Source organism: Micrococcus sp. HOU01 (assembly GCF_035609305.1).
In the GTDB taxonomy this organism is placed as follows: domain Bacteria; phylum Actinomycetota; class Actinomycetes; order Actinomycetales; family Micrococcaceae; genus Micrococcus; species Micrococcus luteus.
On record NZ_CP141211.1, the window covers coordinates 2,231,716 to 2,256,876 of the forward strand.

Below are 25,161 nucleotides of genomic sequence, written 5' to 3' on the forward strand. Positions count from 1 at the left end.
TCCGGTCGGCCGCGCGCCGGCGACAAGACCGCCGTTCCCCCCGGCTGCGATGTCGCTGGGGCGCGGTCGGGGCGGCGGCCGGGCCGGCGCGGCGCCGCGTCAGCCGGACGGACGCAGCGCCGACAAGTCCCCCGCACGCACCCGGGCCACCGTGGTGCGCAGCGCCCGTTCGGGGTCCAGCCCCGCCGCCCGGGCCCGGCGCACCAGCGCGAACAGCTCCGCCCCGAGCGCGGCCTCGCCCGGCCACACCGCCGCCGGGCGCTCCCCCGCCTCGGCGGCCGGCGCCGGGACGTGCGCGGCGAGCGGGTCCGGCTCCTGCCGCGCCGCGCGGTCGACCACCTTCGCGGCGGCGGCCAGCGCCGGCAGCCGGGCCGGGATGTCGCCGACGTCGAGGCCCGGGCCGGTGCCGCCGTCGTCGTGGGCCGGGGCGGCGGACGAGAGCCCCGCGGCGGCCCGCTCCTGCGCCTTGACCCGCTCCCAGGCCAGCTCGACGGCCTCGGGCGTGACGGCGGCGAGCTCCTCGGCCGGGCGCAGGCCGCCCTCGGGGGTGAGCACGAGCGGGTTGCGCCGGATCATCTTGGCGGTGAGGGCGTCGGCGGCGTCGTCCAGGCGGAACCCGGCCGTCTCCGCCGGGGCGCCCGGCGCCCGGGAGACGGCGGCGTGCAGGACCACCTGGAACAGGACGTCCCCGAGCTCGGCGGCCAGGGCGGGATACGCGCCGTCGGCCCGACGCGCGGGCACGTCGGCCCATGCGGCGGCGTCGCGGGACTCGATCTCCGCCACCGCCTCGTACGCCTCCTCCACGAGGTACTCGGCGAGGTCGGCGTGGGCGAGCTCGGCCGTCCAGGGGCAGTGGTCGCGCAGGGCCTCGACCACCGCCACCAGACGGTCCACACTCGCGCTCACGGGCGGATCAGTCGTCCTCGTCCTCGTCGTCCAGCTCCTCGAGGACCGGGCCGACGGCGTCGCCGGAGATGACCTCGCCCCAGCCGGCCACGAGGATCTCGGCGAGGTCCTCGCGCTCGTCCACGGACAGGAAGGCGGCCTCGGCCGCGTTGAGCTGCAGGTCCAGCAGCTCGGAGAGCGAGTAGCCGAAGGTCTCGGCGAGCAGGTAGAGCTCGTCGGTCAGGGACACGTCCGAGACGAGCCGGTTGTCCGTGTTCACGGTGACGCGGAAGCCGAGCTGCACGAGCAGGTCGATGGGATGGCCCGCGATGCCCGCCGCGGCGTCCACCGCGCCGGTCTGCAGGTTCGAGGACGGGCAGACCTCCAGGGCGATCTGCCGGTCCCGCACCCACGCGGCGGTCTCGCCCAGGTCCACGATGCCGGTCAGCTCGTCCAGCTGCTCGCCGTCCTCGTCCACGCCGCCGTACTCCACCGAGATGTCCTCCGCCAGGCGCACGCCGTGGCCCAGACGCAGGGCGCGGCCGTCCACGAGGGCCGAGCGGACGGAGTCCAGGCCGTCGCCCTCGCCCGCGTGCACGGTGACGGGCAGGTGGTGGGCGGCCAGCCACGTGAAGGTGTCGGCGAAGCGGGAGGGCGGGAACCCGGCCTCGGCGCCCGCGATGTCGAAGCCCACGACGCCGGCCTCGCGGTGGCGCACGGCCAGCTCGGCGATCTCCTGGGCCCGGTCGGCGTGCCGCATCGCGGTGACCAGCTGGCCCACGCGGATCACGTGGCCCGCGGCGTCGGCGGCCTCGACCGCCTCGTCCAGGCCGGCCTGCACGGCCTCGACGGCCTCGTCCAGGCTCAGCCCGCCGGCCAGGTGCTGCTCGGGGGCCCAGCGGATCTCGCCGTAGACGACGCCGTCGGCGACCAGGTCCTCGACGAACTCGCGGGCCACGCGGCGCAGCTGCTCGCGGGTCTGCATCACGGCGGTGGTCAGGGCGAAGACCTGCAGGTACTTCTCGAGGGACTCGCCGTTGGCGTGCTCGGCGATCCACTCGGCCAGGCCCTCGACGGTGTCCGCGGGGACCTCGACGCCGGCCTCGCGGGCCAGGTCGAGGACGGTGCCCACGCGCAGGCCGCCGTCGAGGTGGTCGTGGAGGGAGACCTTGGGCAGGACGGCCAGGTCGACCTCGAGCGGGGAGGGGGATGCGGTGTCCGGAAGCTGCGTCGTCGTCACGGGCGTCACTCTACGGCAGGGCGCTCAGCGCAGGGCCTCCTGCTCGGCCAGGGTGAGGCCCTTCACCCCGGCGCCCAGCCGGCGGCGCAGCAGGGCCTTGAGCAGGCGGTCCAGCAGCAGGCCCACGAGCGCGGCACCCGTCACGGAGACGGCGATCTGCAGCACCGGGTTCTCCAGCCAGCCCGCGGTCAGGCGCGCGATCATGATCGAGTACGCGGCCCAGCTGGCCGTGGAGAGCAGGTCCAGCGCCACGAACCGCACCGGCGGATAGCGGGTGGCGCCGGCCGTGAGGTTCAGGGCCACGCGGCCGCCGGGGATGAACCGGGCGGTGAACAGCAGCAGCGCGCCGTGGCTGTGCAGGTGGTGACGGGCGACCTCGACCGTGGCCCGCACCCGCCGCAGCCGCATCCACCGGAACCGCTCCACGCCCACGGCACGGCCGATCGCGTACGCGGCCACGTCCCCCAGGAACGCGCCCGCGAAGCCGACCCCCCACAGCGCCCACAGGGAGAACGGATGCCCGTCGCGGACGATCGCGCCGAGGGCCACCAGCACCGACTCCGACGGGAAGATCGGCACGATGCCGTCGAGCAGGCACAGCAGCAGCGTCAGCGGCAGGACCCACCACTGCGCGGAGGCGTGGAGGATCGCCCCCTCGAGCCACGCGAGCATCCGGTCAGCCGATCCGGTCCAGGATCACGGAGCGCTCGCGCAGGGCCCGGGCGGCGTCGTCGTCGAGCTCGCCGACGGACCAGCCGCCGGCGAGCGCGGCCCTCGCCCGCTCGAAGCGCTCCGGCGTGTCCGTGTGCAGGGTCAGCACCTTCTGACCCCGGGCCACGCGCTCGCCGGGGCGCACGTGCACCTCGACGCCGGCCGCGGCCTGGACGGCCTGGCCCTGTCGCTCCCGCCCGGCGCCGAGGCGCCACGCGGTCAGGCCCACGGCCATCGCGTCCAGCTCGGTGAGGACGCCGTCCGTCTCCGCGACGACGTCCTCGGTGTGGGCCGCCGTCGGGAGGGCTGCGCGGGGGTCGCCGCCCTGGGCCTCGATCATCCGGTTCCACACGTCCATCGCCCGGCCGTTGGCCAGGTGCTCGGCCGGGTCCACGTCCGTGACCCCGGCGCCGGCGAGCATCGCGGCGGCGAGCGCCACGGTGAGCTCCACGACGTCGGCCGGGCCGCCGCCGGCGAGCACCTCCACCGACTCGCGGACCTCGAGGGCGTTGCCGGCCGTCCGGCCCAGGGGCACGGACATGTCCGTGAGCAGCGCCGAGGTGTCCACCCCGGCGTCCCGGCCGAGGTCCACCATGGTCCGGGCCAGCTCGCGGGCGGACGCCTCGTCCTTCATGAACGCGCCCGAGCCGCACTTGACGTCCAGCACGAGGGCGCCGGTGCCCTCGGCGATCTTCTTGGACATGATCGAGGAGGCGATCAGCGGGATGGCCTCCACCGTGCCCGTGACGTCGCGCAGGGCGTACAGGCGCTTGTCCGCCGGGGCCAGGCCGGAGCCGGCGGCGCAGATCACCGCGCCCACCTCGGAGAGCTGGCGCAGCATCGCCTCGTTGCTGAGGTCGGCCCGCCACCCGGGGATCGCCTCGAGCTTGTCCAGGGTGCCGCCGGTGTGGCCGAGGCCGCGGCCGGACAGCTGCGGCACGGCCACCCCGAAGGAGGCCACGAGCGGGGCCAGCGGCAGGGTGATCTTGTCCCCCACGCCGCCGGTGGAGTGCTTGTCCGCGGTGGCCAGGGGGCGGCCGTCCGGGGTGGTGAGCCCGCCGAAGTCCATGCGCTCGCCCGAGGCGATCATCGCGTCCGTCCAGCGGGCGATCTCGGCGCGGTCCATGCCGTTGAGCAGGATCGCCATGGCCAGGGCGGACATCTGCTCGTCCGCCACCACGCCGCGGGTGTACGCGTCCACCACCCAGTCGATCTGCTCGGGCGACAGCGTCCCCCGGTCCCGCTTGGTGCGGATCACCTCGACGGCGTCGAAGGGCTCGGCCTGCGGCTGCGCGGTCATGGGGTTCTCCTCGGAGGACGGCTGCGACGGTCAGCCTCCGACTCTAGCGAGCGGGCCCGGGAGCGCGCCGCAGGTCAGGGACGGTCCGCCCGCTCCAGGTCGGCCGGGCCGAAGGCGTCCGGCAGCACCGCGTCGATCCCCCGCTCCCCCGCCGGGGTGAGCAGCACGAGCCCGGGGGCGCGGAACTCGTACAGCAGCTGGCGGCACCGCCCGCAGGGCATGGTGAGCACGCCCTCGCCGTCCACGCACACGAACGCGGCCAGTCGGCCGCCCCCGCCCATGCGCAGGTCGGCCAGCAGCGCGCACTCGGCGCACAGGGTCAGCCCGTAGGACGCGTTCTCGATGTTGCAGCCCGAGACGAGGCGGCCGTCCTCGGTGAGCGCGGCGGCGCCCACCCGGAACCCCGAGTAGGGCACGTAGGCGTGCTCCGTGGCGGCCAGGGCCGCGGCCCGCAGCCGGTCCCAGTCCACGCGCGGCGCCGTCGTCGTGTGCTGTCCGTCCGCCACGGCTACTCCTTCACGTACGGCACGCCCGAGGCGGCCGGGCCGCGCGAGCGGCCCACGAGGCCGGCCACGGCGAACACCGTGACGAGGTACGGGAGCATCGCCATGAACTGGCTCGGCACCGGGGTGCCGAGGATCGCCAGGACGTACTGCATGTTGGTGGCGAAGCCGAACAGCAGCGCCGCGAAGAACGCGCCGATCGGGTTCCAGCGGCCGAAGATCACGGCCGCGAGCGCGATGAAGCCCTGGCCCGCCGTCATCTCCTTGGAGAAGGACGACGCCGAGACGAGCGTGAAGAACGCCCCGCCCGTGCCGGCCACCGCACCGCCCAGCAGGACGGCGGCGTACCGCGTGCGGTTCACGTCGATGCCCACGGTGTCCGCGGCCTTGGGGTGCTCGCCCACAGCGCGCACGCGCAGGCCCCAGCGGGTGCGGAACAGGGCGAACCACAGCGCGATCACGAGCAGGTACATCGCGTAGCCCAGGATCGTCTGGTCGAACAGGATGGGCCCGAGCACGGGGATGTCCGCCAGGCCCGGGATCCGCAGGTTCGGGAAGTGCGGCGGCGCGTTGAGCTCGGTGTCCCCGCCCGTGAGGACGGTGGAGTACAGGAAGCTCGTCAGGCCGGCCACGAGCACGTTGAGCACGACGCCGACGATCACCTGGTTGACCAGGTACTTGATCGAGAACACGGCGAGCAGCCAGGACACGAGGACGCCGGCCACGATGGCGGCGGCCAGGCCCGCCCAGGGCGAGCCGGTGGCGGTGCCGACGACGGCGGCCGTGAACGCGCCCGCCAGCAGCTGACCCTCGATCGCGATGTTCACCACGCCCGAGCGCTCGGCCAGGATGCCGGCCATCGAGCCGAAGATCAGCGGGACCGCCAGCGCGAACGAGCCGGCGATCAGGCCGGTGAGGAACACGGTGGTGTTGTCCGCCGAGCCGATCACCCAGATGAGGAACGCGGCCACGAACGCGACGGCGAACAGGGCCGCGGCCCAGCCGGGGGTGCGCCCCGAGCGCAGGGTCGCCAGCCAGGCCACCACGGTGAGCACCGCCATGAGCCCGACGAGCAGCCAGCCCCCCAGCACGGGGTCGGCGGTCAGGTCCGGGAGCACGACGGCGTCGGACGCGTGGGAGAGCCGGAAGGTCGCCGTCGCCTCGGGGGCGCCGAGGGCGAAGACGGCCAGGGCCAGCAGGGTCAGGATCGTCAGGGCGATCGGGGTGGTCCAGTGCCGGACCACGACCCGGGCGGGCTCGGCGGCCTCGGGGCGGACGACGTCGGCGTGGGGCCGGGCGGCGGTCGCGCTCATCGGGCGTCCCCCTTCTGCTCGTGCGGGCGGTGGGTCGGGGCCGTGTCCGTGGGCTGCGTGGTCGGGGCCTGCGGGTCCGCGACGGCGGTGGCCGCGGCCTCCTGGACGCCCGTGGACGGGGCGGCGGCGTGGCCGCCGGCGCCGGTCACCGCGGCGCCGGCCACGGCGGGCTGGGTCACGGGGTCGGCAGCGCGGCGGGCACGGGCGGCGCCCGGGGCGGGCAGTCGGAAGATCGCACGCACCAGCGGCGGGGCCGCGATGAGCAGCACGATCACGGACTGCACCACGAGGACGATGTCGACCGGCACCCCGGTCTCGGTCTGCATGGTCACGCCGCCGGCGCGCAGGGCGCCGAAGAGCAGGCCCGCGAACAGCACTCCCACCGGGTGGGACCGGCCGAGCAGGGCCACCGTGATCGCGTCGAAGCCGAAGGACCCGGCCACGGAGGTGTTCAGCGTGCTCTCCGTGCCGGCGACGTGGGTGGCGCCGGCCAGGCCGGCGAGGCCGCCGGAGATCGCCATGGCGGCCACGTAGGAGCCCTTCACGGAGATGCCGGCCGTGCGGGCGGCGTCCGGGTTGGCGCCCACGGCCCGCAGGCGGAAGCCGAGGGTGGAGCGCTGCATGAGCCACCACGTGAAGAGCACGGCCAGCAGCGCGACGAAGAAGCCCCAGTGCAGCCGGAAGTCGGTCCCCAGCAGCCGCGGGAACATGGCGGAGCGGTCCAGCGGAGCGGACACCGGGTTCGTGGTGCCGGGCGCCCGCAGGACGGGGGTGTTCAGCAGGTACGCGAGCAGGTTCACCGCCACGTAGTTGAGCATGATCGTGAGGATCACCTCGTGCGCGCCCGTCCAGGCCTTGAGCACGCCGACGACGGAGCCCCACAGCACGCCGCCGAGCACGCCCATCACGACGACGAGCAGCAGGTGCACGCCGGGCGGCAGGTGCAGGTGCACGCCGAACCACGTGGCGAACATGGCGCCGAAGATGAACTGGCCCTGGCCGCCGATGTTGAACAGGCCCGCCCGGAAGGCGATGGCGATGCCCAGCGAGATGATGATCAGCGGGGTCGCCACGGTGAGGGTCTCGGTGAGCGGGTAGAGCATGCCCGTCGCGTCCGAGGCCCGGTAGTTGAAGACGGCGCCGCGGAACAGGGCCGCGAAGGCTCCGGCGAACGCGGCCCAGGCGGCGGACAGCAGGTCTCCCGGGCGGGCGAAGAAGTAGCCGGCGGCATCGCGGACGTCCTCGTCCACGGCGATGATCAGCAGGCCGGAGATCAGCAGGGACAGCAGGATCGCCAGGGCGGTGACCGTGCCGTTGCCCGAGAGGATCCGGCGCAGGGCGGAGTCGGCGGGGGCGGGCCGGGCGGCCGCGTCGGACGCGGGGGCCGGGCGCTGCGGGGCGGCGGTGCTCACGGGCGCTCTCCTTCCGTGGTGGGGTGGGCGGCGGGCGCCTCACCGGCGGTGCCGGGCGTGCCCGCGGCGACGTCTGCGCCGGAGGCGAGGGCCGCGTCGTCGGGGGTCTGGCCGGCCATCATGAGGCCGAGCGTCTCGCGCGAGGTGTCCCCCGGCACGATGCCGACGATCCGCCCGTGGTACATCACGGCGATCCGGTCCGCCAGCTCGAGGACCTCGTCCAGCTCGGTGGAGACGATCAGCACGGGGGTGCCGGCGTCGCGCTCGGCGATGATCCGGTCGTGCAGGAACTCGATCGAGCCGACGTCCACGCCGCGCGTGGGCTGCGAGGCGATGAACAGGCGCAGCCCGTCCACGAGTTCGCGGGCCATGACGACCTTCTGCTGGTTGCCTCCCGAGAGGGAGGAGACCGGCAGGTCCACGCCCTGGGTGCGGACGTCGAACTCGGCCACGCGGCGCTCGGCGAGCGCCCGCACCGCGGCGGGGCGCATCTGCACGGCGTTGCCGGCCGGGGCGACGTCGTACCGGTTGAGCACCATGTTCTCCGCCACGGAGAACGGGCCGACGAGCCCGTCCGTGGAGCGGTCCTCGGGCACGAAGCCGACGCCGGCGCGGATGATCTGGCGGGTGGACCGGCCGATCAGCTCCCGACCGTCCAGGGTGACGGAGCCGGTGGCCTTGACCAGGCCCATGATCGCCTCGGTCAGCTCGGTCTGCCCGTTGCCCTGCACACCGGCCACGGCGAGGACCTCGCCCTGGCGGACGGCGAAGGACACGGCGTCCAGCAGCACCTGGCCCGTGGGCGAGACGACGGAGAGGTCCTCGACGCGGAACGTCTCCTCCCCCAGGGTCGGGGCCGTCTTGCGCCGCTCGAGGACGACGTTCCGGCCCACCATGAGGGCGGCCAGCTCGGCGGCCTCGGCGGAGGGCTCCGCCGTGCCGACCACGCGGCCGCGGCGCAGCACGGTGATGTCGTCCGAGACGGCCTTGACCTCGCGCAGCTTGTGGGAGATGAACACGATCGCCGTGCCGTCCGCCCGCAGCTGCCGGATGATGCCGAGCAGCTCGTCGGTCTCCTGGGGGGTGAGCACGGCGGTCGGCTCGTCCAGGATGAGGATGCGCGCGTCGCGGACGAGGGCCTTGATGATCTCGACGCGCTGCTGCACGCCCACGGGCAGGTCCTCGACGACGGCGTCCGGGTCCACGTCGAAGCCGTACTGCGCGGAGATCTCCCGGATCCGCCGGCGGGTGGCCTCGAGGTCGAGCACGCCCAGGGCGCGGGTGTGCTCGTCGCCGAGGGCCACGTTCTCGGCCACCGTGAAGACGGGCACGAGCATGAAGTGCTGGTGCACCATGCCGATGCCCGCGCGCATGGCCTCGCCGGGGCCGGAGAACCGGACGGGCTCGCCGTCGAGCAGGATCTCCCCCTCGGTGGGCTCGTAGAGCCCGAAGAGGACGTTCATCAGGGTGGACTTGCCGGCGCCGTTCTCGCCGAGGAGGGTGTGCACCCGCCCCGACTCCACGGTCAGGTTCACGTCCTCGTTCGCGGCGAACGAGCCGAAGCGCTTGGTGATCCCGCGCAGTTCGAGCCTCATCGAGGGCCTTCCGTCTGGTCGATGCTCGTGGTGCCGCGCTCGGCGGCGGGGGCGGGCCGGGCGCCCGCGCGCCGCGGGGCCGGTCCGGAGGGGTCCGGGCCGGCCCTGCGGCGGTGGCGAGGCGGGTCAGGCCTCCGGGGAGTACTCCGAGCCGACCTTCAGCTCGCCCGAGACGATCTTGGCCTCGAGGTCCTTGAGCTCGTCCTTGAGCTCCTGCGGCACCGTGTCCTCGAAGTCGTGGAACGGGGCCAGCTCGACGCCCTTGTTCTCCAACGTGCCCACGTAGGGCTCGGCCGAGAACTCGTCCTTCAGGTCCGCGGCGATCACGTCGGCGACGGACTGGCCCATGTTCTTCTTCACCGAGGTGAGGATCAGGTTGCCGTCCTTGGTGGACTCGTAGCCGTCCGAGTCCGGCCAGATGACCTTGACGTCCTTGCCGCCCTGGTTCGCCTCGCGGACGGCGTCCAGGGTGCCCAGGCCCACGGGGCCGGCCACCGGCATCACGATGTCGGCGCCCTCGTTGATGAAGTTGGCGGTGTTCGTCTTGCCGTTGGCCACGTTCTTGAAGTCGCCCGTGAAGGAGCCGGTCTTCGCGTCCTTGTCCCAGCCCAGGACCTTGACGTCCTTGTCCTTGACCTCGTTGTAGTGCTCCACGCCGCGGGCGAAGCCGTCCATGAAGATGGTGACGGTGGGGATCTCCATGCCGCCGTAGGTGGCCACGGTGCCGGTCTCGGTGGTGCCCGCCGCCAGGTAGCCGGCCAGGAACGCCGCCTGCGCCGTGTCGTAGGTGAGCTTCTGGAAGTTGTCGGAGAAGCCCTCCGCGGTGACGTCCACGCCGAAGAAGTGGGTGTCCGAGTGCTGCGCGGCGATCGGCTTCATGGCGTCGCCGAGGAGGAAGCCCACGCCGATGACGGCGTCGCAGTCGGCGTTGACCATGGCGGTCACGTTCGGGGTGAACTCGCTGGGCTCGTTCGACTCGGCCTCGCTGGTGGTGATGCCGTAGGCCTTCTCGGCGGCCTTGAGGCCCTCGTAGGAGGACTGGTTGAAGGAGCGGTCGTCGAAGCCGCCCTCGTCCGAGACGATGCAGGCCTTGTAGTCCTTGTTGTCCGAGCCGACGCCGTCCACGGTGGCGATGGCCTCGCTCTCGGCGGCGCCGGAGCCCGAGGCCTCGGACTGCTCCGGCGGGGCGCCGCACGCGGTCAGCAGCAGGCCGGAGACGCCGAGCGCGGCGACGGGGAGCAGGAGACGACGACGGCGCGCGGCCGAGGGGGTGGCGATGCCCATGGGGTCCTCATTTCGGAAGGCACGGTGCGAGGTCCGCGGCCGGTGGCCGCGGAAAGACGGGGCCCGTGCGGGCGGCCCCGTCCGGATGAGCGCGAGTCTACCGAACGGTGGGCCCGTCCCCTCCGGCGGGTGCGGGCGGCGGGGTCAGTGGTGGTCCTCGCCCGTGAGCACCTGCAGCGCGGCGGCGGTGAAGACCCGCATGCCCACGCCGATGGCCCGCTCGTCCGGCGCGTAGTCCCCGCGGTGCAGATCGTAGATGGGGCCACCCGGGGACCGGGTGCCGAGGCGCAGCATGGAGCCGGGCACCTTCTGGGTCATCCAGGCGAAGTCCTCGCCGCCCATCGACTGCGGGGTCAGGACGATCGCCCGCGAGCCGAGCTCCCGCCGCGCCGCGGTCTCGATCAGCGCCGTCTCGCCCTCGGTGTTGTGCACCGGCGGGACGCCGCGCACGTGCTCGAGCTGCACGTGCACGCCGTACGGCGCGGCCACCTGCCGGACCACCTCGTCGAGCAGCGCACCGGCCTCCTCCCACACGTCCGCGTCGAGGCAGCGCATGGTCCCGGCCAGGTAGCCGGTGTTGTCGATCGCGTTGGGCGCGCTGCCGGCGGCGATCTGCCCCCACACCACGGAGACGGCCGAGCGCACGTCGATCCGCCGGGAGAGCACGGCGGGCACGTTCACGGCGATCTGGGACAGGGCGAAGACCATGTCCTCGGTGAGGTGGGGCCGCGAGGTGTGCCCCCCGCGTCCGGTGAGGGTGATCCGGATCGTGTCCGCCGCCGAGGTGATGGCGCCGATGCGGGTGCCGATCGAGCCGACGTCGACCTGGGGGTCGCAGTGCGCCGCCAGGATGCGGGGCACGTCGTCGAGGATCCCCTGCCGCAGCACGGCCAGGGAGCCGCCGGGCAGCCGCTCCTCCGCGGGCTGGAAGATGACGCGGACCGTGCCGTGGACCCGCTCGCCGACCGCGCGCAGGTCGGGGTCGGCGGTGGCCCCGCGGAGGATGCGGCCGAGGGCGACGGCCACACCCGCCATGACGGCGGTGTGCATGTCGTGGCCGCACGCGTGCGCGACGCCGTCATTGACGGACACGTAGGGCAGGCCGGTCTCCTCCTCGACCGGCAGCGCGTCGATGTCCGCGCGCAGGGCCAGCACCACCGGCCCCTCCCCGACGTCCACATAGGCGCCCGTGGACTCCATCCGCACGGGCGAGAGCCCATAGCCGGAGAGCAGCTCCACGATGCGGTCGGTGGTGCGGTACTCCTCATAGGAGAGCTCGGGATGCCGGTGCAGGTCCCGGCGGAAGGACACGATCTCGTCCTCGAGCTCGGCCACCACGGGGCCCACCGAGGGGACGGAGGTCGGACGGGGCCCGGTCAGCACGGAGTCGGAGGTGGTCATGGCCCAGCACCCTACTCCGGGGGTGCCGGTCGGTGCGGACCGGACCCGGCCGGGGACGCGGTCAGAGGACCTCGTCCACGCCCTCGGCCTTGAGCGCCTCGACGGCCTTCTTGACCTCCTGCGCGTGCTCCGTGGTGGTGACCAGCAGCGCGTCCTCGGTGTCCACCACGACGACGTCCTCGATGCCGATCAGCGCGATGACGCGCTTCGTGTCCGTCACCACGACGCCGGACGCGTCGTCCGAGTACACCCGCGGGGTGTCGCCGATCACCGTGATGCCGGAGGCGTCCTTGACCGGGTTCAGGCGGGCGATCGCCGCGAAGTCCCCCACGTCGTCCCACGTGAAGGAGCCGGGGATCACGGCCACGTCGCCGACGGCGGCGGCGGGCTCGGCCACGGCGTAGTCGATGGCGGTCTTCGTCAGCTCGGGCCACACCCGGGCCATGACCTCGTCCCGCTCCGGCGTCTCCCACGCGCGGGCGATCTCCATCAGGCCGGCGTGCAGCGCGGGCTCGTTCTCTTCGAGGTGGGCCAGCATGAGGCCCACGGGCGCCACGAACATGCCCGCGTTCCAGAGGTAGCGGCCGGACTTCACGTACTGCTGGGCGACCTTCAGGTCCGGCTTCTCCACGAACGCGGCGACGTCATGCGCGTCCGGAGCGCCGGCCACGCGGAGGCGGCGGCCCCGGCGGATGTAGCCGAAGCCCGTGGCCGCGTGCGTGGGCTCGATGCCGATGGTCACGATCCGGCCGGTGGCCGCCGTCTCGACGGCCTGCCGCACCGCGTCCTGGAAGACCTCCACCGGGGAGATCACCTGATCCGCCGCGAACGAGCCCATGATCGTGTCCGGGTCACGCAGGGAGAGGATCGCCGCGGCCAGGCCGATGGCGGCCGCGGAGTCCTTCGGCGAGGGCTCGAGCACCAGATCCGTCTCCGCCAGGGCCGGCAGCTGCGTGCACACCGCCTCCCGGTGGGCCTCCCCGGTCACCACGAGCATGCCCGCGGCCAGGGGCGCCAGACGGTCCCACGTGGCACGGATCAGGGTCTGGCCCGAGCCGGTGAGGTCGTGGAGGAACTTCGGCGCGGCGGCCCGCGAGAGGGGCCACAGGCGGGTGCCCACGCCCCCGGCGGGGATCACGGCGTGGAAGCGGGACAGGGCCGTGCCCGGCGCGGCCTCGCGCGGGGCATCGGTCAGGTTCGGATCGGTGCTCACCGGCCCAGACTACGGAACCGTCCGGACGGGGGACCACTCGACGCGTCCCAGGCGGGGCACAGCCCAGACCGAACAGGACGGCGGCGGGGCGCCGCACGCGTCACAGTGGTCGCCCGGGTCCCCGATCGGGCACGGAGGCGCGGGAAGGGTCTACCCTAGGCGGAGGAATCCACTCGCACACGCCCCTGCCCGTCGTCGTCCCACGGCGGAGGACCGGGATCGTGCATTCCCCCTGGAGGTATCAACCGTGTCTAGCGCCACTGCGCAGGCCCCGGCCAAGAACGGCCGCGGAACCCTGTACCGGGGCCACGGCGGCATGTGGTCCTGGGTGGGCCACCGCGTCACCGGCGTCGTCATCTTCTTCTACCTGCTCGTCCACGTGCTGGACACGGCCCTGGTCCGGGTCTCCCCCGAGGCCTACAACGCCGTGATCGGCTCGTACAAGACGTGGTACTTCGCGCTCGGCGAGGCCGGCCTCGTCGCGGCGATCATCTTCCACGCCCTGAACGGCCTGCGCATCATCCTGGTCGACTTCTGGAAGGGCGGCACCCAGCACCACAAGACCCTGCTGTGGATCGTGCTGGGGCTGTGGGTCGTCCTGACCCTGGGCTTCGCCATCCGTCATTTCAGCCTCGCACTCGGAGGTCACTGAGCCATGAGCACCACCGCTGAGACCACCATCGCGGCGCCCCGCAGCCGCCGTCTGGACCCCAAGTACACGCGCGACGGCGGCGGCCGCGGCAACTTCGAGATGCTCGCCTGGCTGTTCATGCGCATCTCTGGTGTCTTCCTCGTCGTGCTGATCGCCGTGCACCTGACCACCAACCTGCTGGTGGGCGACGGCATCCACGCCATCGACTTCGGCTTCGTGGCCGGCAAGTGGGCGCACCCGCTGTGGCAGTTCTGGGACCTGGCCCTCCTGTGGCTGGCCATGCTGCACGGCGCCAACGGCGTGCGCACGATCATCAACGACTACACCCGCCGCGGCAGCGCCCGCTTCTGGCTGACGATGATCCTGTACATCGCCACGGCCGTGATCATCATCCTCGGCACCCTGGTGATCTTCACCTTCGATCCCTGCATGGTGGACGCCTCCGGCGCCCTGCTCGAGGGCTCCCCGGCCTTCTGCGGCTGACCCCGGCAACGTTCACCCTGCGGTGCGGCCGGCCCGAGCGGCCGCCGCGTCACAGACACCCAGAAAGAGAGACCTGAATGCAGGTGCACAAGTACGACGTGGTGATCGTCGGCGCCGGCGGCGCGGGCATGCGCGCGGCCATCGAGGCCGGTCAGCGCGCGCACACCGCCGTCCTCACCAAGATCTACCCCACGCGTTCCCACACCGGCGCGGCCCAGGGCGGCATGTGCGCGGCCCTCGCCAACGTCGAGGAGGACAACTGGGAGTGGCACACGTTCGACACCGTCAAGGGCGGCGACTACCTGGTGGACCAGGACGCCGCGGAGGTCATGGCCAAGGAGGCCATCGACGCGGTGCTCGACCTCGAGAAGATGGGCCTGCCCTTCAACCGCACCCCCGAGGGCAAGATCGACCAGCGACGCTTCGGCGGCCACACCCGTGACCACGGCAAGGCGCCCGTGCGCCGCGCCTGCTACGCCGCGGACCGCACCGGCCACATGATCCTCCAGACGCTGTACCAGAACTGCGTCAAGCACAACGTGGAGTTCTACAACGAGTTCTACGTGCTCGACCTGCTGCTGGTGGAGGAGGACGCCGTGCGCGAGGACGGCACCGCCTACAAGCAGAAGCGCACCGCCGGCGTCGTCTCCTACGAGCTGGCCACCGGCGAGATCCACGTCTTCCAGGCCAAGTCGGTCGTCTTCGCCACCGGCGGCGCCGGCAAGGTGTACAAGACCACCTCGAACGCCCACACCCTCACCGGCGACGGCATGGCCATCGCCTACCGCGCGGGCCTGCCGCTGGAGGACATGGAGTTCGTGCAGTTCCACCCGACCGGCCTGGCCGGCCTGGGCATCCTGCTCTCCGAGGCCGCACGCGGCGAGGGCGGCATCCTCCGCAACGCGGACGGCGAGCGCTTCATGGAGCGCTACGCCCCCACCATCAAGGACCTCGCCCCGCGCGACATCGTGGCCCGGTCCATGGCCGAGGAGGTCCGTCAGGGCCGCGGCGCCGGTCCCAACAAGGACTACGTGCTGCTCGACCTGACGCACCTGGAGCCCTCGCACATCGACGAGAAGCTCCCGGACATCACCGAGTTCGCCCGCACGTACCTGGGCGTCGAGCCCTACACGGAGCCGGTGCCGGTGTTCCCCACCTGCCACTACTTCATGGGCGGCATCCCCACGAACATCAAGGCCGAGGTCCTCCAGGACAACGACACCGTCGTGCCGGGCCTGTACGCCGCCGGCGAGGTGGCCTGCGTATCCGTGCACGGGTCCAACCGCCTGGGCACCAACTCGCTGCTGGACATCAACGTGTTCGGCCGCCGCGCCGGCATCTACGCCGCCGAGTACGCCGTGCAGGCGGACTGGGTGGAGCTGCCCGAGGGCGGCGAGCTGCCGACCGTGGAGCACATCGAGAACCTGCGCTCCGCCACCGGCTCCGAGCGCGTCGCGGACATCCGCGCCGAGCTCCAGGAGTCCATGGACGCGGACATGCAGGTCTTCCGCGACGAGGACTCGATCCGCCGCGCACTGGCCAAGATCGAGGAGCTGCGCGGGCGCTACGAGAACGTGTCCGTCCAGGACAAGGGCCACCGCTTCAACCTCGACCTGCTCGAGGGCATGGAGCTGGGCTATCTCCTGGACATCGCCGAGGCGATGACCCTCGCGGCCCTGGGCCGCAAGGAGTCCCGCGGCGGCCACTACCGCGAGGACTACCCCGATCGCGACGACGAGAACTTCATGGCGCACACCATGATCTACCGTGACGAGACGGCGGAGATGGAGGGCGTCAAGGGCATCCGCTTCGAGACCAAGCCCGTCGTCGTGACCCGTTACCAGCCGATGGAGCGTAAGTACTGATGAGCCACTCAGCAACCGAGACCGAGGCCCCCGTGGCCCAGGCGCAGACCCAGTCCGCCGGCGGCGGCGCAGGCGAGGTCGAGAGCTTCGACATCGTGCTCAAGGTCCGCCGCTACCTCCCGGAGTCCTCCGAGGAGTCCTACTGGGACGAGTGGCGCCTGACCATGTACGGCACCGACCGCGTGCTGGACGCCCTGCACAAGGTCAAGTGGGACCACGACGGCACCCTGTCGTTCCGCCGCTCCTGCGCCCACGGCGTGTGCGGCTCCGACGCCATGCGCATCAACGGCCGCAACCGACTGGCCTGCAAGACGCTCCTGAAGGACCTCGACCTGTCCAAGCCCATCCTGGTGGAGCCCATCAAGGGCCTGCCGGTGGAGAAGGACCTGATCGTGGACATGGACCCGTTCTTCCAGTCCTACCGCGAGATCATGCCGTTCCTGGTCGCCGAGGGCCACGCGCCCACCAAGGAGCGCTACCAGTCCCAGGCCGACCGGGCGATCTACGACGACACCACGAAGTGCATCCTGTGCGCCGCGTGCACCTCGTCCTGCCCGGTGTTCTGGACGGACGGCCAGTACTTCGGCCCGGCCGCCATCGTCAACGCGCACCGGTTCATCTTCGACTCGCGTGACGAGGCCGGCGACATGCGCCTGGAGATCCTGAACGACAAGGAGGGCGTGTGGCGCTGCCGCACGACCTTCAACTGCACCGACGCGTGCCCCCGCGGCATCCAGGTGACCAAGGCGATCGCCGAGGTGAAGCAGGCCATCCTGGCCCGCCAGTTCTGATCCCCCGCACCACGACGGCGGCCCGTCTCCTCGCACGAGGAGGCGGGCCGCCGTCGTCGTGGGCGGAGCCCCCTCCCGCCGAGGCCCGCAGACGCGCCGTCACCGGACCGGCGTAGCGGCGTGTCTGCGGGCCTCGGCGTGGGGACGGGCGGGACCGGAGGCGGAGTCGGAGGCGGGGCGAGCTCAGACGTCGAAGGCGTCGCGCGTCTCCCGCCGGTGTGCCACACGCAGCCACACCGCGCTGGACACGAGCATCCCGACGACGGCGCCCAGCACGACCGGACCCCCTCCCCCGGCCTGCACCATCCGCCCGCCGTCGACCATCCAGAAGGCCGCCGTGAGCATCCCCAGCACCACGAACACGCTCCCCACGGGGCGCACGGCCCGAATCCGGCGGGTGATGCCGGCCAGGAGCACCAGGGTCAGGACGACCACCGCCGCGGCGGCCACCGGCCCCGCCCCCGCCGGGGTGAGGAACGCGGCGACGTCGGCGTCGGTGACCTCGCTCGCGCCCCAGGAGCGCGCCTCCAGCACGGCGCGGGCATAGGTGGGCGACAACTGCAGCGCGAGCACGCCCCCCACGCCGGCCGCGCTCAGTGCCCCCGTGACCGCCGTGACGGTCTGGAACAGGCGCAGGGGACGCAGGGCCGCGCGATCGGGACCGGGGTCGCGCTCCGTGGTCTCGTGGGGATCGTCGTGGAGGGGGTGCATGCCCCCCATCATGCCCGGCGGCGCAGGAAGGTCGTCGCGAGGCCCGGGTTGAAGGCGCACACGAGCCAGGCCGCGTTCACGAGCGCGAACAGCCCGCCCAGGACCAGGGGCAGCACCACGTCCCCGGCGGGGAAGACGAACAGGCGGATGGCCCCCAGCAGCGTCACGAAGATGGCGATCGAGGCGAACAGGGCACCCATGATGCGCGCCGTGTTGCTGTGCCGGGTCAGGCCGACGAGGACGATCGCGTAGACCGCCAGACCCAGCAGGGTCGCGAACCAGACACTGCCGGTGAGGGCGCCCTCGATGGCCTCGGCAGTCATCGCGGGCGACTGCGCGCCGCCCTCGGGCAGCGAGTCCGCGATGTCCTGGGCCGCGCCCGGGAGGAGGTTCCGCAGGATCGACGCGGCGTAGAGGACCGCGGACGCGACCGTGAGCCCGAGCAGCGCCCGGAACACGCCGGGGGTGCGGGCATCGGGGCGGATGAGCGGGCGGGCGTCCGGGCCGGAGTGCCCGGCGATGCGCCGCCGCGCTTCGTCCGGACCCACCACGGGCCGCCCGCCGCCGTCCAGGTCGTCGGAGTCGGGGGACACGGGATGCGGGGGTCGATGATCGGAGGCCATGTCGCCATGGTCTCCGCTGGCCGACGCCGGGGCGAGGGCTGGCGACCCAGGACTCGCCGCCGGCGAACGGCGTCGGGGTCAGGCGCGGCGGCCCTGACGGGTGTAGGCCGCGACCTGCGGGTTGAAGGCCTTGACCAGCCACAGGATGTTCACGATCACCAGCGCCAGGCTGAGCACGGAGGCCAGCACGCCGCCGATGCCGGGGTAGGTCACGAAGGAGAAGATGCCGCCGACGGCGCTGAGGGTGCCCAGGATCGCGACGACGATGCCGAGGATGCGGGCCCAGTTCTTGGCCCCGCGGAGGTTGAAGTACACCAGGGCGTACAGGGCCACGCCGATGAGCAGGACGATGATCGTGCCCACCGTCACGGAGGCGCCCACGACAGGCGCGATCTCCTCCACCTGCTCGGGGGTGAGGCCGCTCTGGCGAAGGGAGTCCCGCATGCGTTCGATGCTCTCCTCGCCGCCGAACAGGGCCGGCAGGGAGGACAGCACGTACAGCGCGAGCGACGTGAGTGTCAGCGTCAGGAGCGCGGGGAACGCGGCCGGCTCCGGGACGATGCCGTACGGGCTGCCCGGCTGGGCGCCGTAGCCCGGGGCCGCGTAGGGCTGCGTGCCGTAGCGGGAGCCCGCGGCGGGCTGGCCCGGGTTCGGGTCCTGGTGCGGTCGATCGGTGGTCATGGTGAGCTCCTCGGTGTCGGGGGTGCGGGTGGTGGTGATGACGGGCGCGGCGGCAGGATCACTCGTGCCGCAGTGCCTCGATGGGATCCTTGCGGGCCGCACGCAGGGCGGGCAAGGTGCCGGCGATGAACGCGATGGCCACGATCAGCAGCAGGATCAGCAGCAGGGCGAGGGGGTTGACCGCGAACAGGACCAGGCCGGTGACGCCGCTGAGGGGGCCGGTGGTCAGCACCTGGTTCGCGATGAGTCCGACGGCGACGCCCAGGCCGATGCCGATCAGCGAGCCGAGCAGGCCGATCACGACGGCCTCCATGGTGAACAGGCCGAAGATCTTCCCGCCGGTCATGCCGAGAGCCTTCATGAGGCCGATCTCCCGGGTGCGCTCCTGCACCGCCATGAGCAGGGTGTTGATGATGCCGAAGCTGGCGGCGAGCAGCGCGATGAGCGCGAAGCCGGTCAGCACCCACGTGACGGCGTCGATGATGCCGCGGATCACGCCGAGCTGCTCCTCGAGGGTCTGCGCCAGCAGGCCCTGGTCGGCCAGCGCCTGCTTCACGGCGTCCTCGTTCGCCTCCGGGTCCTCCACGATCGCCGTGGCCTGGAAGTAGGTGTCCCGCTGGGACTCCGGCAGGCCCTCCGTCGTGATGTCGTAGATCGCCTGCTCGAGCGACTCCGACGGCGTCGGGGCGGTGCCCGCACCGGACGCGGCCGCCTTCGTCACACCGACCACGGTGGCCTTCACGGACTTGTGCTCCTGCAGCGGGGTCGCCGCCACGACGGTCAGCTCCGTGCCGATCAGGTCCTCGGCGTCGCTGGCGCCCAGATCGTCCACCCACGACTCGGGCATGACGATCTCCGCGGCGCCGGCCTCGGGGGCACGGCCGGCGGAGAAGGTGAGCATGTCGATCTCACCGGAGCTGCCCATGAAGCCGGTCTGCCACTTGCGGTCGTCCGGGCCCTGGATGTACTCCGGCTCGGCCACCCGATAGGTCTTCACCTCGGTGACGTGCTCGGTGTCCTCGATCGCGGCGAGGTCCTCCTGGGTGAGCAGCGGCATGCCGAACATCTCGCCGCCGGCGGCGTCCTGCTCCGTGTACTCTTGGGGCGAACCGCTCGCCGCGCCGGCCGAGGACATGTCCTGCTGCTTCATCACGGTCAGCTCGCCGGGCTTGCCGAAGCCCTCGACCACGTTGTCCACGTACTTGTTGATGCCCGCGCCGAGCCCCGTGGTGAGGGTCAGCGTGAATGCGCCGATCACGATCGCGACGACGGTGAGGAAGGTGCGCAGCTTGGAGCGCATCGTGTTGGCGAGCGCCGTGCCCGCGACGTCGGTGACCTTCATGCCCGTGCTCCGTCCCGCTCGGTGCCGACGCGCTCGTCGGCGATGACCACGCCGTCCTGCAGCTCGACGCGACGGTCGCACTTCGCGGCCAGGTTGTCGTCGTGCGTGACCACCACGAGGGTGATGCCCTCGTCGCGGTGCAGGCCGAAGAGGATGTCCTCCACGGCCGCCGAGGTGGCGGAGTCCAGGTTGCCCGTGGGCTCGTCCGCGAACAGCACCGTCGGGTTGTTCACGAGCGCGCGGGCGATGCACACGCGCTGCTTCTGGCCGCCGGAGAGGTCCGTGGCCTTGTTCTTCGCCTTGTCCGCGAGCTCGAGCCGCTCGAGCACCGCCATGCCGCGGCGGGCGCGCTCGGCCCGGCCCACGCCGGCGATCTTCAGCGGCAGCACGGTGTTTTCCAGGACCGTCTGGTTCGGGTTCAGGAAGAACTGCTGGAACACGAAGCCGAACCGCTCGTTGCGCAGCTGCGAGATCTCCGCGGCCTTGAGCTGGGAGACGGGTCGGCCGTCCATCGCGACGACGCCGGCGGAGGGCTGGTCCAGCAGCGCCAGCAGGTGCATCAGGGTGGACTTGCCGGAGCCGGACTTGCCGACGACGGCCAGGGACTCGCCGCGCTGGATCTGCAGGGTGATGCCCTTCAGCGCGTCGAAGCGGGACGCCCCGCGGCCGTAGACCTTGACGAGGTTCTCCGTCTCCAGGACGGGTTCGGCCCCGGGCGGGACCTCGGCGACCCCGGGGGTCGCGACTGTGGTGGACATGGCTCCGGCACTCCTCTGTCGGTGGGGCTCGCCCCCACGGCGGCAGGAGCGGGGGCGGTGCCTCCATCCTGTCAGCCGCGCACGTGCCACCGCCTCCACCTCGAGTCGGAGAAACACGACGGCCCGCGTCCCCCGCAGGTCGGGGGCGCGGGCCGTCGTCGGCAGGCCGCGGGGCCGGTGCGGCCCGGCTCAGCGCAGCGGCGGCAGGAAGCCGACCTTGGCGTAGACGTCCTCGAGCACGGGCGTGGCCACGGCGCGGGCCTTCTCGGCGCCGGCGGCGAGGATGCGGTCGAGCTCGGCGGGGTTGTCCAGCAGCGCGAGGGCGCGCTCGCGCACGGGGGCCAGGCGCTCGACGACGGCGTCCGCCACCGCGACCTTGAGGTGCCCGTACATCTTGCCGACGAACTCCTCCTCGAGCTGCGGGATCGGCGTGCCGGACACCGCGGAGAGGATGGTCAGCAGGTTGGAGACGCCGGGCTTGGCCTCGCGGTCGAAGCGCACCTCGGTGCCGTCGTCGGTGACCGCGGACTTGATCTTCTTCGCGGTCTTCTTCGGCTCCTCGAGGATGTTGATGAGCCCGTTCGGGGACGCCGCGGACTTGGACATCTTCGACGTGGGGTCCTGCAGGTCGTAGATGCGCGCGCCGGTCTCCGGGTAGAAGCCGGTGGGCACCACGAACGTCTCGCCGTAGCGGTGGTTGAAGCGCTGGGCGAGGTCGCGGGTGAGCTCCACGTGCTGGCGCTGGTCATCGCCCACGGGCACGCCGTGCGGCTGGTAGAGCAGGATGTCCGCGGCCATGAGCATGGGGTACGCGAGCAGGCCGACGCCGGCCGCGTCCGCGCCCTGCTTGGCGGACTTGTCCTTGAACTGGGTCATGCGCATGGCCTCGCCCATGCCCGTCATGCAGGTCAGCACCCAGGCCAGCTGCGCGTGCTCGGGGACCTGGGACTGGACGAACAGCGTGGAGCGCTCGGGGTCGATGCCGCCGGCGATGAACTGCGCGGCGGCCACCCGCGTGCGCTCCGCGAGCGCGGCCGGGTCCTGCGGCACGGTGATGGCGTGCAGGTCGGGGATGAAGAAGAACGCCTCGAAGTCGGCCTGGGTGCGCTCCCAGTTCACGAGGGCGCCGAGGTAGTTGCCCAGGTGGAGGGAGTCCGCCGAGGGCTGCATGCCGGAGAGCACGCGGTGCCGGGCGGACGCGCCGGCCAGGTGGGCGGTGGCGGCGGCGTCCTGGGCCAGGACGTCCTGCACGGAGTTCTTCTTCATGGTCATCTCAGCCTCGGGTCTCTCCTGCACGGTCAGAACTGGTAGTCGACCACGAGCGGGGCGTGGTCGGAGAAGCGGGTGCCCCAGCTGGGGGCGCGGTCCACGACGGCGGTCGTCGCCCGCTCGGCCAGGCCCGCGGTCGCCATGTGGTAGTCGATGCGCCACCCGGCGTCGTTGTCGAAGGCCTTGCCGCGCATGGACCACCACGTGTACGGGCCCGGCACCGGCCCGGCGAGGGCGCGGTGCACGTCCGTGAAGCCGAGCTCGCCGAAGAACCGGTCGAAGTAGGCGCGCTCCTCGGGCAGGAAGCCGGCCTTCTTCACGTTGCCCTTCCAGTTCTTGATGTCCAGCTCGGTGTGGCCCACGTTGAGGTCGCCCGTGACGAGGGCGTGCCCCTCCCCCGCGGCCAGCTCGGAGAGGCGGCGGACCATCTCGTCGAGGAACCGGTACTTGTCCACCTGCTTCGGGGTGTCGACCTCGCCCGAGTGCACGTAGGCGGAGACCACGGTCAGCGGCGAGCCGTCCGGCAGGCGCAGGACGGCCTCGATCCAGCGGCCGGCGTCGTCGAAGTACCCGTCGGCGTCGGCGATGCCCGTGCGGACCTCACCGAGCGGGAACCGCGAGGCGATCGCGACGCCGGCCCGCCCCTTGGCGGCGGCCACGGCGTCCGCCAGGTGCACCTCGTCCCAGTCCTCGCCCACGATCTCGCGGACCAGCTGCGCCGTGACGTCCGCGGGGGCGCGCACCTCCTGGAGGGTGAGCACGTCCACGCCGCGGCCGGCGAACCACTCCCGCATCCCCTTGCGGTGCGAGGCGCGGATGCCGTTGACGTTCACGGTGGCCACGCGCACGGCGCCGTCGGCCTTGGGCGCCCCGGCGTTGGCGTGCACCACGGGCTCGCCCTCGGCGGGCTCGGGGTACTTCCCGGTGACGGGGTCCTTCTCGGGCAGCGCCGTCATCAGCCGATCACCGTCCCGCTCACCGGGCCCTCGGCGCCACCGGCCCTGGACTCCTTGATCATGTCGCGGGCGTTGGAGGCCGTGATGTCGATGGTCTCCAGGGCGCGGTCCACCATCTCGCGATCCATGCCCTCGCCCGCGGCGAGCTGCTCGCGCACCACGCGCACCTGCACCTGGGCGATCTTGAACGAGTGGTCCAGCTTGGTGTCCCGCAGGGGGTCCGCGGCCGGGGCCTGCGGGACCACCGCGGGGGCGGCGGCGTCGGTGTCCCGGCCGCGCAGGGCGGCGAGGTCGGCGCGGGCGTTCTGCATGGCGGTGTCCACCTTGCGGCCTGCGGCCTGGACGCCGCGGCGCATCTGCAGGTACACGACCACCGCGAACACGAGCCAGCCGGCGGCGACGGCGACCACGAGCCACCCGATCACGTCGTTCTGGTTCGCGGCGAAGATGATCGCCACGATCAGGATGACGATCATCGCGACGAAGCCGAGCGATCCCACGCGCAGGCCGGCGCGGGGGCCGCGGCGCGCGCCGTCGGGACCGGGGGTCAGGGACTGGGACATGGGTGCTCCTCCGGAGGGGCTCGTGGGGTCTGCCCTCCATCATCCCGCATCGTGGGGTGCGCTCCGAATCGGGCGGCCCGCGTCGGCACCTATCCTGTGGCGATGACCCCCCGCACCCCGCACCCCGCCGACCCCGCGTCCGGGGCCTTCACCCCTGACCAGCGCCGCATCCTCACCGCACTGCTCATGCCGCTCTTCCTCGCGCTGATGAGCGTGTCCGTGGTGAACGTGGCGCTGCCGGCCATCGAGTCGGGCCTGGACGCCACGAGCGCGGATCTGCAGTGGGTGCTGGCGGGGTACATGCTGACGTTCGGCACCGTGCTCGTGGCCGCGGGCCGCGCCGGCGACCTGTGGGGGCGCAAGAACCTGTTCCTGGCGGGCATCACGCTGTACATGCTCGGCTCCCTGCTCTCCGGCCTGGCCGGGGACACCCTGCTGCTCAATGCCGGGCGCCTGCTCACGGGCCTGGGCGCGGGCGTGTTCAACCCCCAGGTCATCGGGTTCATCCAGTCGAACTTCCACGGCCGCGCCCGCGGGCGGGCCTACGGGCTCTTCGGCACCGTGGTGGGCCTCGGCGTGGCCGTGGGGCCCCTGCTCGGCGGGCTGTTCCTCGGCGCGTTCGGCCCCGAGTGGGGCTGGCGCTCCACGTTCCTCATGAACGTGCCCGTGGGCCTGGCCGCCGTCGCGATGGGCGCCCTCTGGCTGCCGCCGCCCACCCGCGTGCACGGCCTGCCCCCCGCCCCCGGACCACGCGGGATCGCCGCGCTCGACCCGGTGGGCGCCCTGCTGCTCGGCGCCGGCGGGGTGAGCCTCATGGTGCCGTTCATCGTCCCGGGCACCGCCTGGCTGCTGGTCCTCGCCGCCGCGCTCGTGACGGCGTGGTGGCTGTGGGAGAAGCGCGTGAAGGCCCGGGCGTCGGCCACCGGCGTGCAGCCCATGGTGGACCCGGCCCTGTTCCGGCGGCCGTCCTTCACGATCGGCGCGCTCGAGTCCACCATCTACCTGGCCACCATGCCGGCGGTGTTCGCGATCGTGGCGATCTTCCTGCAGCGCGGCATGGGGTTCACGCCGCTCGAGGCCGGCCTCGTGGGTCTGCCCGGCGCCGTCGTCGTGGCCTCCCTGTCCCCGTGGGTGGGTTCGATGGTGCAGCGGCGCGGGCCCGTGCTCGTGCTGCTCGGCGCCCTCGTGGGCCTCGTGTCGCTGGGGGTGCTCGCGCTCGCGTTCGAGCGCAGCGCGGCCGGCGCGTGGTCGCCGTGGATCGTGGGGGTGGGGCTGATCGTGCAGTCGGCCTCGCAGGCCCTGCTGCTCACCAGCACGCAGGTGCTGATGATGGACGACGTCGCCGGCCACGAGGCGGGGGCGGCCGGCGGCGTCGCCCAGACGGCGCAGCGTCTCGGCACCGCCCTGGGCCTGTCCGTGGTGACGGGCGCGTTCTTCGCGGCCCTGGCCGGCGCCGCAGCCGAGAGCGCCGGTCCGCCGTCGGCCGCGGCGTACGCGCACGCGGCCTCGACCGCCATGGGCATGGTGGCCGTGTGCTGGGCGCTCACCGCCGCGGTCGCGGCCCTGGACGTGGTCCGGCGGCGCCGCGCCGCGCGCGCGGCCTGACCGGC

At 72.8% G+C, this 25,161-nt stretch carries 24 protein-coding genes; 5 read left to right on the forward strand and 19 right to left on the reverse strand.

Annotation, left to right across the window (positions count from 1 at the left end):
* Positions 1 to 99: 99 nt before the first annotated feature.
* The 11 genes from SOY78_RS10275 to SOY78_RS10325 all read right to left on the reverse strand — a co-directional run bounded on the left by SOY78_RS10275 (position 100) and on the right by SOY78_RS10325 (position 12,857).
* The gene (locus tag SOY78_RS10275) at positions 100 to 906 is read right to left on the reverse strand and encodes a MazG nucleotide pyrophosphohydrolase domain-containing protein (protein WP_324701534.1); all 807 of its coding nucleotides are present in this window, start codon (positions 904 to 906) and stop codon (positions 100 to 102) included.
* 7 nt (positions 907 to 913) lie between these two features.
* The gene (locus SOY78_RS10280; protein ID WP_036384864.1) at positions 914 to 2,125 is read right to left on the reverse strand and encodes an adenosine deaminase; all 1,212 of its coding nucleotides are present in this window, start codon (positions 2,123 to 2,125) and stop codon (positions 914 to 916) included.
* A gap of 24 nt (positions 2,126 to 2,149) precedes the next feature.
* Complete coding sequence (locus SOY78_RS10285) at positions 2,150 to 2,797, reverse strand: DedA family protein (protein ID WP_036336738.1); 648 nt, start codon at positions 2,795 to 2,797, stop codon at positions 2,150 to 2,152.
* A gap of 4 nt (positions 2,798 to 2,801) precedes the next feature.
* Positions 2,802 to 4,136 (reverse strand): thymidine phosphorylase, encoded by a 1,335-nt coding sequence (locus SOY78_RS10290; protein ID WP_036336740.1) that lies wholly within the window; start codon positions 4,134 to 4,136, stop codon positions 2,802 to 2,804.
* A 74-nt stretch (positions 4,137 to 4,210) separates the two neighbouring features.
* On the reverse strand, positions 4,211 to 4,642 hold the full coding sequence (locus SOY78_RS10295) for a cytidine deaminase (protein ID WP_063189002.1): 432 nt from the start codon (positions 4,640 to 4,642) through the stop codon (positions 4,211 to 4,213).
* 2 nt (positions 4,643 to 4,644) lie between these two features.
* Positions 4,645 to 5,952 carry an ABC transporter permease gene (locus tag SOY78_RS10300; protein WP_216880363.1) on the reverse strand — a complete coding sequence of 436 codons (1,308 nt, stop codon included), beginning with the start codon at positions 5,950 to 5,952 and terminating at the stop codon, positions 4,645 to 4,647.
* Positions 5,949 to 7,364 (reverse strand): ABC transporter permease, encoded by a 1,416-nt coding sequence (locus SOY78_RS10305; RefSeq protein ID WP_216880364.1) that lies wholly within the window; start codon positions 7,362 to 7,364, stop codon positions 5,949 to 5,951. The genes SOY78_RS10300 and SOY78_RS10305 overlap by 4 nt, the downstream gene beginning before the upstream one ends.
* Positions 7,361 to 8,959, reverse strand: a complete 1,599-nt coding sequence (locus SOY78_RS10310) for an ABC transporter ATP-binding protein (RefSeq protein ID WP_036313325.1) — start codon at positions 8,957 to 8,959, stop codon at positions 7,361 to 7,363. Before SOY78_RS10310 ends, SOY78_RS10305 begins: the two co-directional genes overlap by 4 nt.
* A gap of 126 nt (positions 8,960 to 9,085) precedes the next feature.
* Complete coding sequence (locus tag SOY78_RS10315; RefSeq protein ID WP_061866928.1) at positions 9,086 to 10,243, reverse strand: BMP family lipoprotein; 1,158 nt, start codon at positions 10,241 to 10,243, stop codon at positions 9,086 to 9,088.
* A 144-nt stretch (positions 10,244 to 10,387) separates the two neighbouring features.
* A complete protein-coding gene (locus SOY78_RS10320) occupies positions 10,388 to 11,644 on the reverse strand; it encodes an amidohydrolase (protein ID WP_036314553.1) in 1,257 nt (418 codons plus the stop codon).
* A 61-nt stretch (positions 11,645 to 11,705) separates the two neighbouring features.
* Complete coding sequence (locus SOY78_RS10325) at positions 11,706 to 12,857, reverse strand: mannose-1-phosphate guanylyltransferase (RefSeq protein ID WP_002856569.1); 1,152 nt, start codon at positions 12,855 to 12,857, stop codon at positions 11,706 to 11,708.
* A 247-nt stretch (positions 12,858 to 13,104) separates the two neighbouring features.
* Here SOY78_RS10325 and sdhC point away from each other — a divergent pair, with 247 nt between their 5' ends.
* From sdhC to SOY78_RS10345, 4 genes are all read left to right on the forward strand, one after another.
* Positions 13,105 to 13,509 (forward strand): succinate dehydrogenase, cytochrome b556 subunit, encoded by a 405-nt coding sequence (sdhC, locus tag SOY78_RS10330; protein WP_078025777.1) that lies wholly within the window; start codon positions 13,105 to 13,107, stop codon positions 13,507 to 13,509.
* Between the two features lie 3 nt (positions 13,510 to 13,512).
* On the forward strand, positions 13,513 to 13,992 hold the full coding sequence (locus SOY78_RS10335; protein ID WP_036314556.1) for a succinate dehydrogenase hydrophobic membrane anchor subunit: 480 nt from the start codon (positions 13,513 to 13,515) through the stop codon (positions 13,990 to 13,992).
* Positions 13,993 to 14,069: 77 nt separating this feature from the next.
* Positions 14,070 to 15,857: a succinate dehydrogenase flavoprotein subunit gene (sdhA, locus tag SOY78_RS10340; protein ID WP_036381944.1), complete on the forward strand. Its 1,788-nt coding sequence runs from the start codon at positions 14,070 to 14,072 to the stop codon at positions 15,855 to 15,857.
* Complete coding sequence (locus tag SOY78_RS10345) at positions 15,857 to 16,648, forward strand: succinate dehydrogenase iron-sulfur subunit (protein ID WP_036381948.1); 792 nt, start codon at positions 15,857 to 15,859, stop codon at positions 16,646 to 16,648. The genes sdhA and SOY78_RS10345 overlap by 1 nt, the downstream gene beginning before the upstream one ends.
* Positions 16,649 to 16,831: 183 nt before the next feature.
* Here the strand turns inward: SOY78_RS10345 and SOY78_RS10350 are convergent, their stop codons facing one another.
* From SOY78_RS10350 to SOY78_RS10385, 8 genes are all read right to left on the reverse strand, one after another.
* Positions 16,832 to 17,359: a hypothetical protein gene (locus SOY78_RS10350; protein WP_036381951.1), complete on the reverse strand. Its 528-nt coding sequence runs from the start codon at positions 17,357 to 17,359 to the stop codon at positions 16,832 to 16,834.
* 8 nt (positions 17,360 to 17,367) lie between these two features.
* Positions 17,368 to 17,982, reverse strand: a complete 615-nt coding sequence (locus SOY78_RS10355) for a hypothetical protein (protein ID WP_181743507.1) — start codon at positions 17,980 to 17,982, stop codon at positions 17,368 to 17,370.
* Positions 17,983 to 18,060: 78 nt separating this feature from the next.
* Positions 18,061 to 18,663, reverse strand: coding sequence for a hypothetical protein (locus SOY78_RS10360; RefSeq protein WP_036381954.1), 603 nt, complete (start codon positions 18,661 to 18,663; stop codon positions 18,061 to 18,063).
* Between the two features lie 58 nt (positions 18,664 to 18,721).
* Positions 18,722 to 20,005 (reverse strand): ABC transporter permease, encoded by a 1,284-nt coding sequence (locus SOY78_RS10365; RefSeq protein ID WP_324701535.1) that lies wholly within the window; start codon positions 20,003 to 20,005, stop codon positions 18,722 to 18,724.
* Positions 20,002 to 20,763, reverse strand: a complete 762-nt coding sequence (locus tag SOY78_RS10370; RefSeq protein WP_324701536.1) for an ABC transporter ATP-binding protein — start codon at positions 20,761 to 20,763, stop codon at positions 20,002 to 20,004. The genes SOY78_RS10365 and SOY78_RS10370 overlap by 4 nt, the downstream gene beginning before the upstream one ends.
* A gap of 189 nt (positions 20,764 to 20,952) precedes the next feature.
* A complete protein-coding gene (gene trpS / locus SOY78_RS10375; protein ID WP_324701936.1) occupies positions 20,953 to 22,035 on the reverse strand; it encodes a tryptophan--tRNA ligase in 1,083 nt (360 codons plus the stop codon).
* Positions 22,036 to 22,061: 26 nt separating this feature from the next.
* Positions 22,062 to 22,988 carry an exodeoxyribonuclease III gene (locus SOY78_RS10380; protein WP_135019644.1) on the reverse strand — a complete coding sequence of 309 codons (927 nt, stop codon included), beginning with the start codon at positions 22,986 to 22,988 and terminating at the stop codon, positions 22,062 to 22,064.
* Entirely contained in the window at positions 22,988 to 23,551 is a 564-nt protein-coding gene (locus SOY78_RS10385) for a hypothetical protein (protein WP_135019643.1), read from the reverse strand. Before SOY78_RS10385 ends, SOY78_RS10380 begins: the two co-directional genes overlap by 1 nt.
* 102 nt (positions 23,552 to 23,653) lie before the next feature.
* On the opposite strand from SOY78_RS10385, the gene SOY78_RS10390 reads away from it, so the two are divergent.
* The gene (locus SOY78_RS10390) at positions 23,654 to 25,156 is read left to right on the forward strand and encodes an MFS transporter (protein ID WP_324701537.1); all 1,503 of its coding nucleotides are present in this window, start codon (positions 23,654 to 23,656) and stop codon (positions 25,154 to 25,156) included.
* Positions 25,157 to 25,161 lie beyond the last annotated feature (5 nt).

What these genes read in the sequence shown, in the direction of transcription:
- SOY78_RS10285 (WP_036336738.1), bottom strand. Translation starts at nt 2,797, where the DNA reads ATGCTCGCGTGGCTCGAGGGGGCGATCCTCCACGCCTCCGCGCAGTGG.
- SOY78_RS10290 (WP_036336740.1), bottom strand. Translation starts at nt 4,136, where the DNA reads ATGACCGCGCAGCCGCAGGCCGAGCCCTTCGACGCCGTCGAGGTGATC.
- SOY78_RS10300 (WP_216880363.1), bottom strand. Translation starts at nt 5,952, where the DNA reads ATGAGCGCGACCGCCGCCCGGCCCCACGCCGACGTCGTCCGCCCCGAG.
- SOY78_RS10310 (WP_036313325.1), bottom strand. Translation starts at nt 8,959, where the DNA reads ATGAGGCTCGAACTGCGCGGGATCACCAAGCGCTTCGGCTCGTTCGCC.
- SOY78_RS10315 (WP_061866928.1), bottom strand. Translation starts at nt 10,243, where the DNA reads ATGGGCATCGCCACCCCCTCGGCCGCGCGCCGTCGTCGTCTCCTGCTC.
- SOY78_RS10320 (WP_036314553.1), bottom strand. Translation starts at nt 11,644, where the DNA reads ATGACCACCTCCGACTCCGTGCTGACCGGGCCCCGTCCGACCTCCGTC.
- SOY78_RS10335 (WP_036314556.1), top strand. Translation starts at nt 13,513, where the DNA reads ATGAGCACCACCGCTGAGACCACCATCGCGGCGCCCCGCAGCCGCCGT.
- sdhA (WP_036381944.1), top strand. Translation starts at nt 14,070, where the DNA reads ATGCAGGTGCACAAGTACGACGTGGTGATCGTCGGCGCCGGCGGCGCG.
- SOY78_RS10345 (WP_036381948.1), top strand. Translation starts at nt 15,857, where the DNA reads ATGAGCCACTCAGCAACCGAGACCGAGGCCCCCGTGGCCCAGGCGCAG.
- SOY78_RS10350 (WP_036381951.1), bottom strand. Translation starts at nt 17,359, where the DNA reads ATGCACCCCCTCCACGACGATCCCCACGAGACCACGGAGCGCGACCCC.
- SOY78_RS10355 (WP_181743507.1), bottom strand. Translation starts at nt 17,982, where the DNA reads ATGGCCTCCGATCATCGACCCCCGCATCCCGTGTCCCCCGACTCCGAC.
- SOY78_RS10360 (WP_036381954.1), bottom strand. Translation starts at nt 18,663, where the DNA reads ATGACCACCGATCGACCGCACCAGGACCCGAACCCGGGCCAGCCCGCC.
- SOY78_RS10365 (WP_324701535.1), bottom strand. Translation starts at nt 20,005, where the DNA reads ATGAAGGTCACCGACGTCGCGGGCACGGCGCTCGCCAACACGATGCGC.
- SOY78_RS10370 (WP_324701536.1), bottom strand. Translation starts at nt 20,763, where the DNA reads ATGTCCACCACAGTCGCGACCCCCGGGGTCGCCGAGGTCCCGCCCGGG.
- trpS (WP_324701936.1), bottom strand. Translation starts at nt 22,035, where the DNA reads ATGACCATGAAGAAGAACTCCGTGCAGGACGTCCTGGCCCAGGACGCC.
- SOY78_RS10380 (WP_135019644.1), bottom strand. Translation starts at nt 22,988, where the DNA reads ATGACGGCGCTGCCCGAGAAGGACCCCGTCACCGGGAAGTACCCCGAG.
- SOY78_RS10385 (WP_135019643.1), bottom strand. Translation starts at nt 23,551, where the DNA reads ATGTCCCAGTCCCTGACCCCCGGTCCCGACGGCGCGCGCCGCGGCCCC.
- SOY78_RS10390 (WP_324701537.1), top strand. Translation starts at nt 23,654, where the DNA reads ATGACCCCCCGCACCCCGCACCCCGCCGACCCCGCGTCCGGGGCCTTC.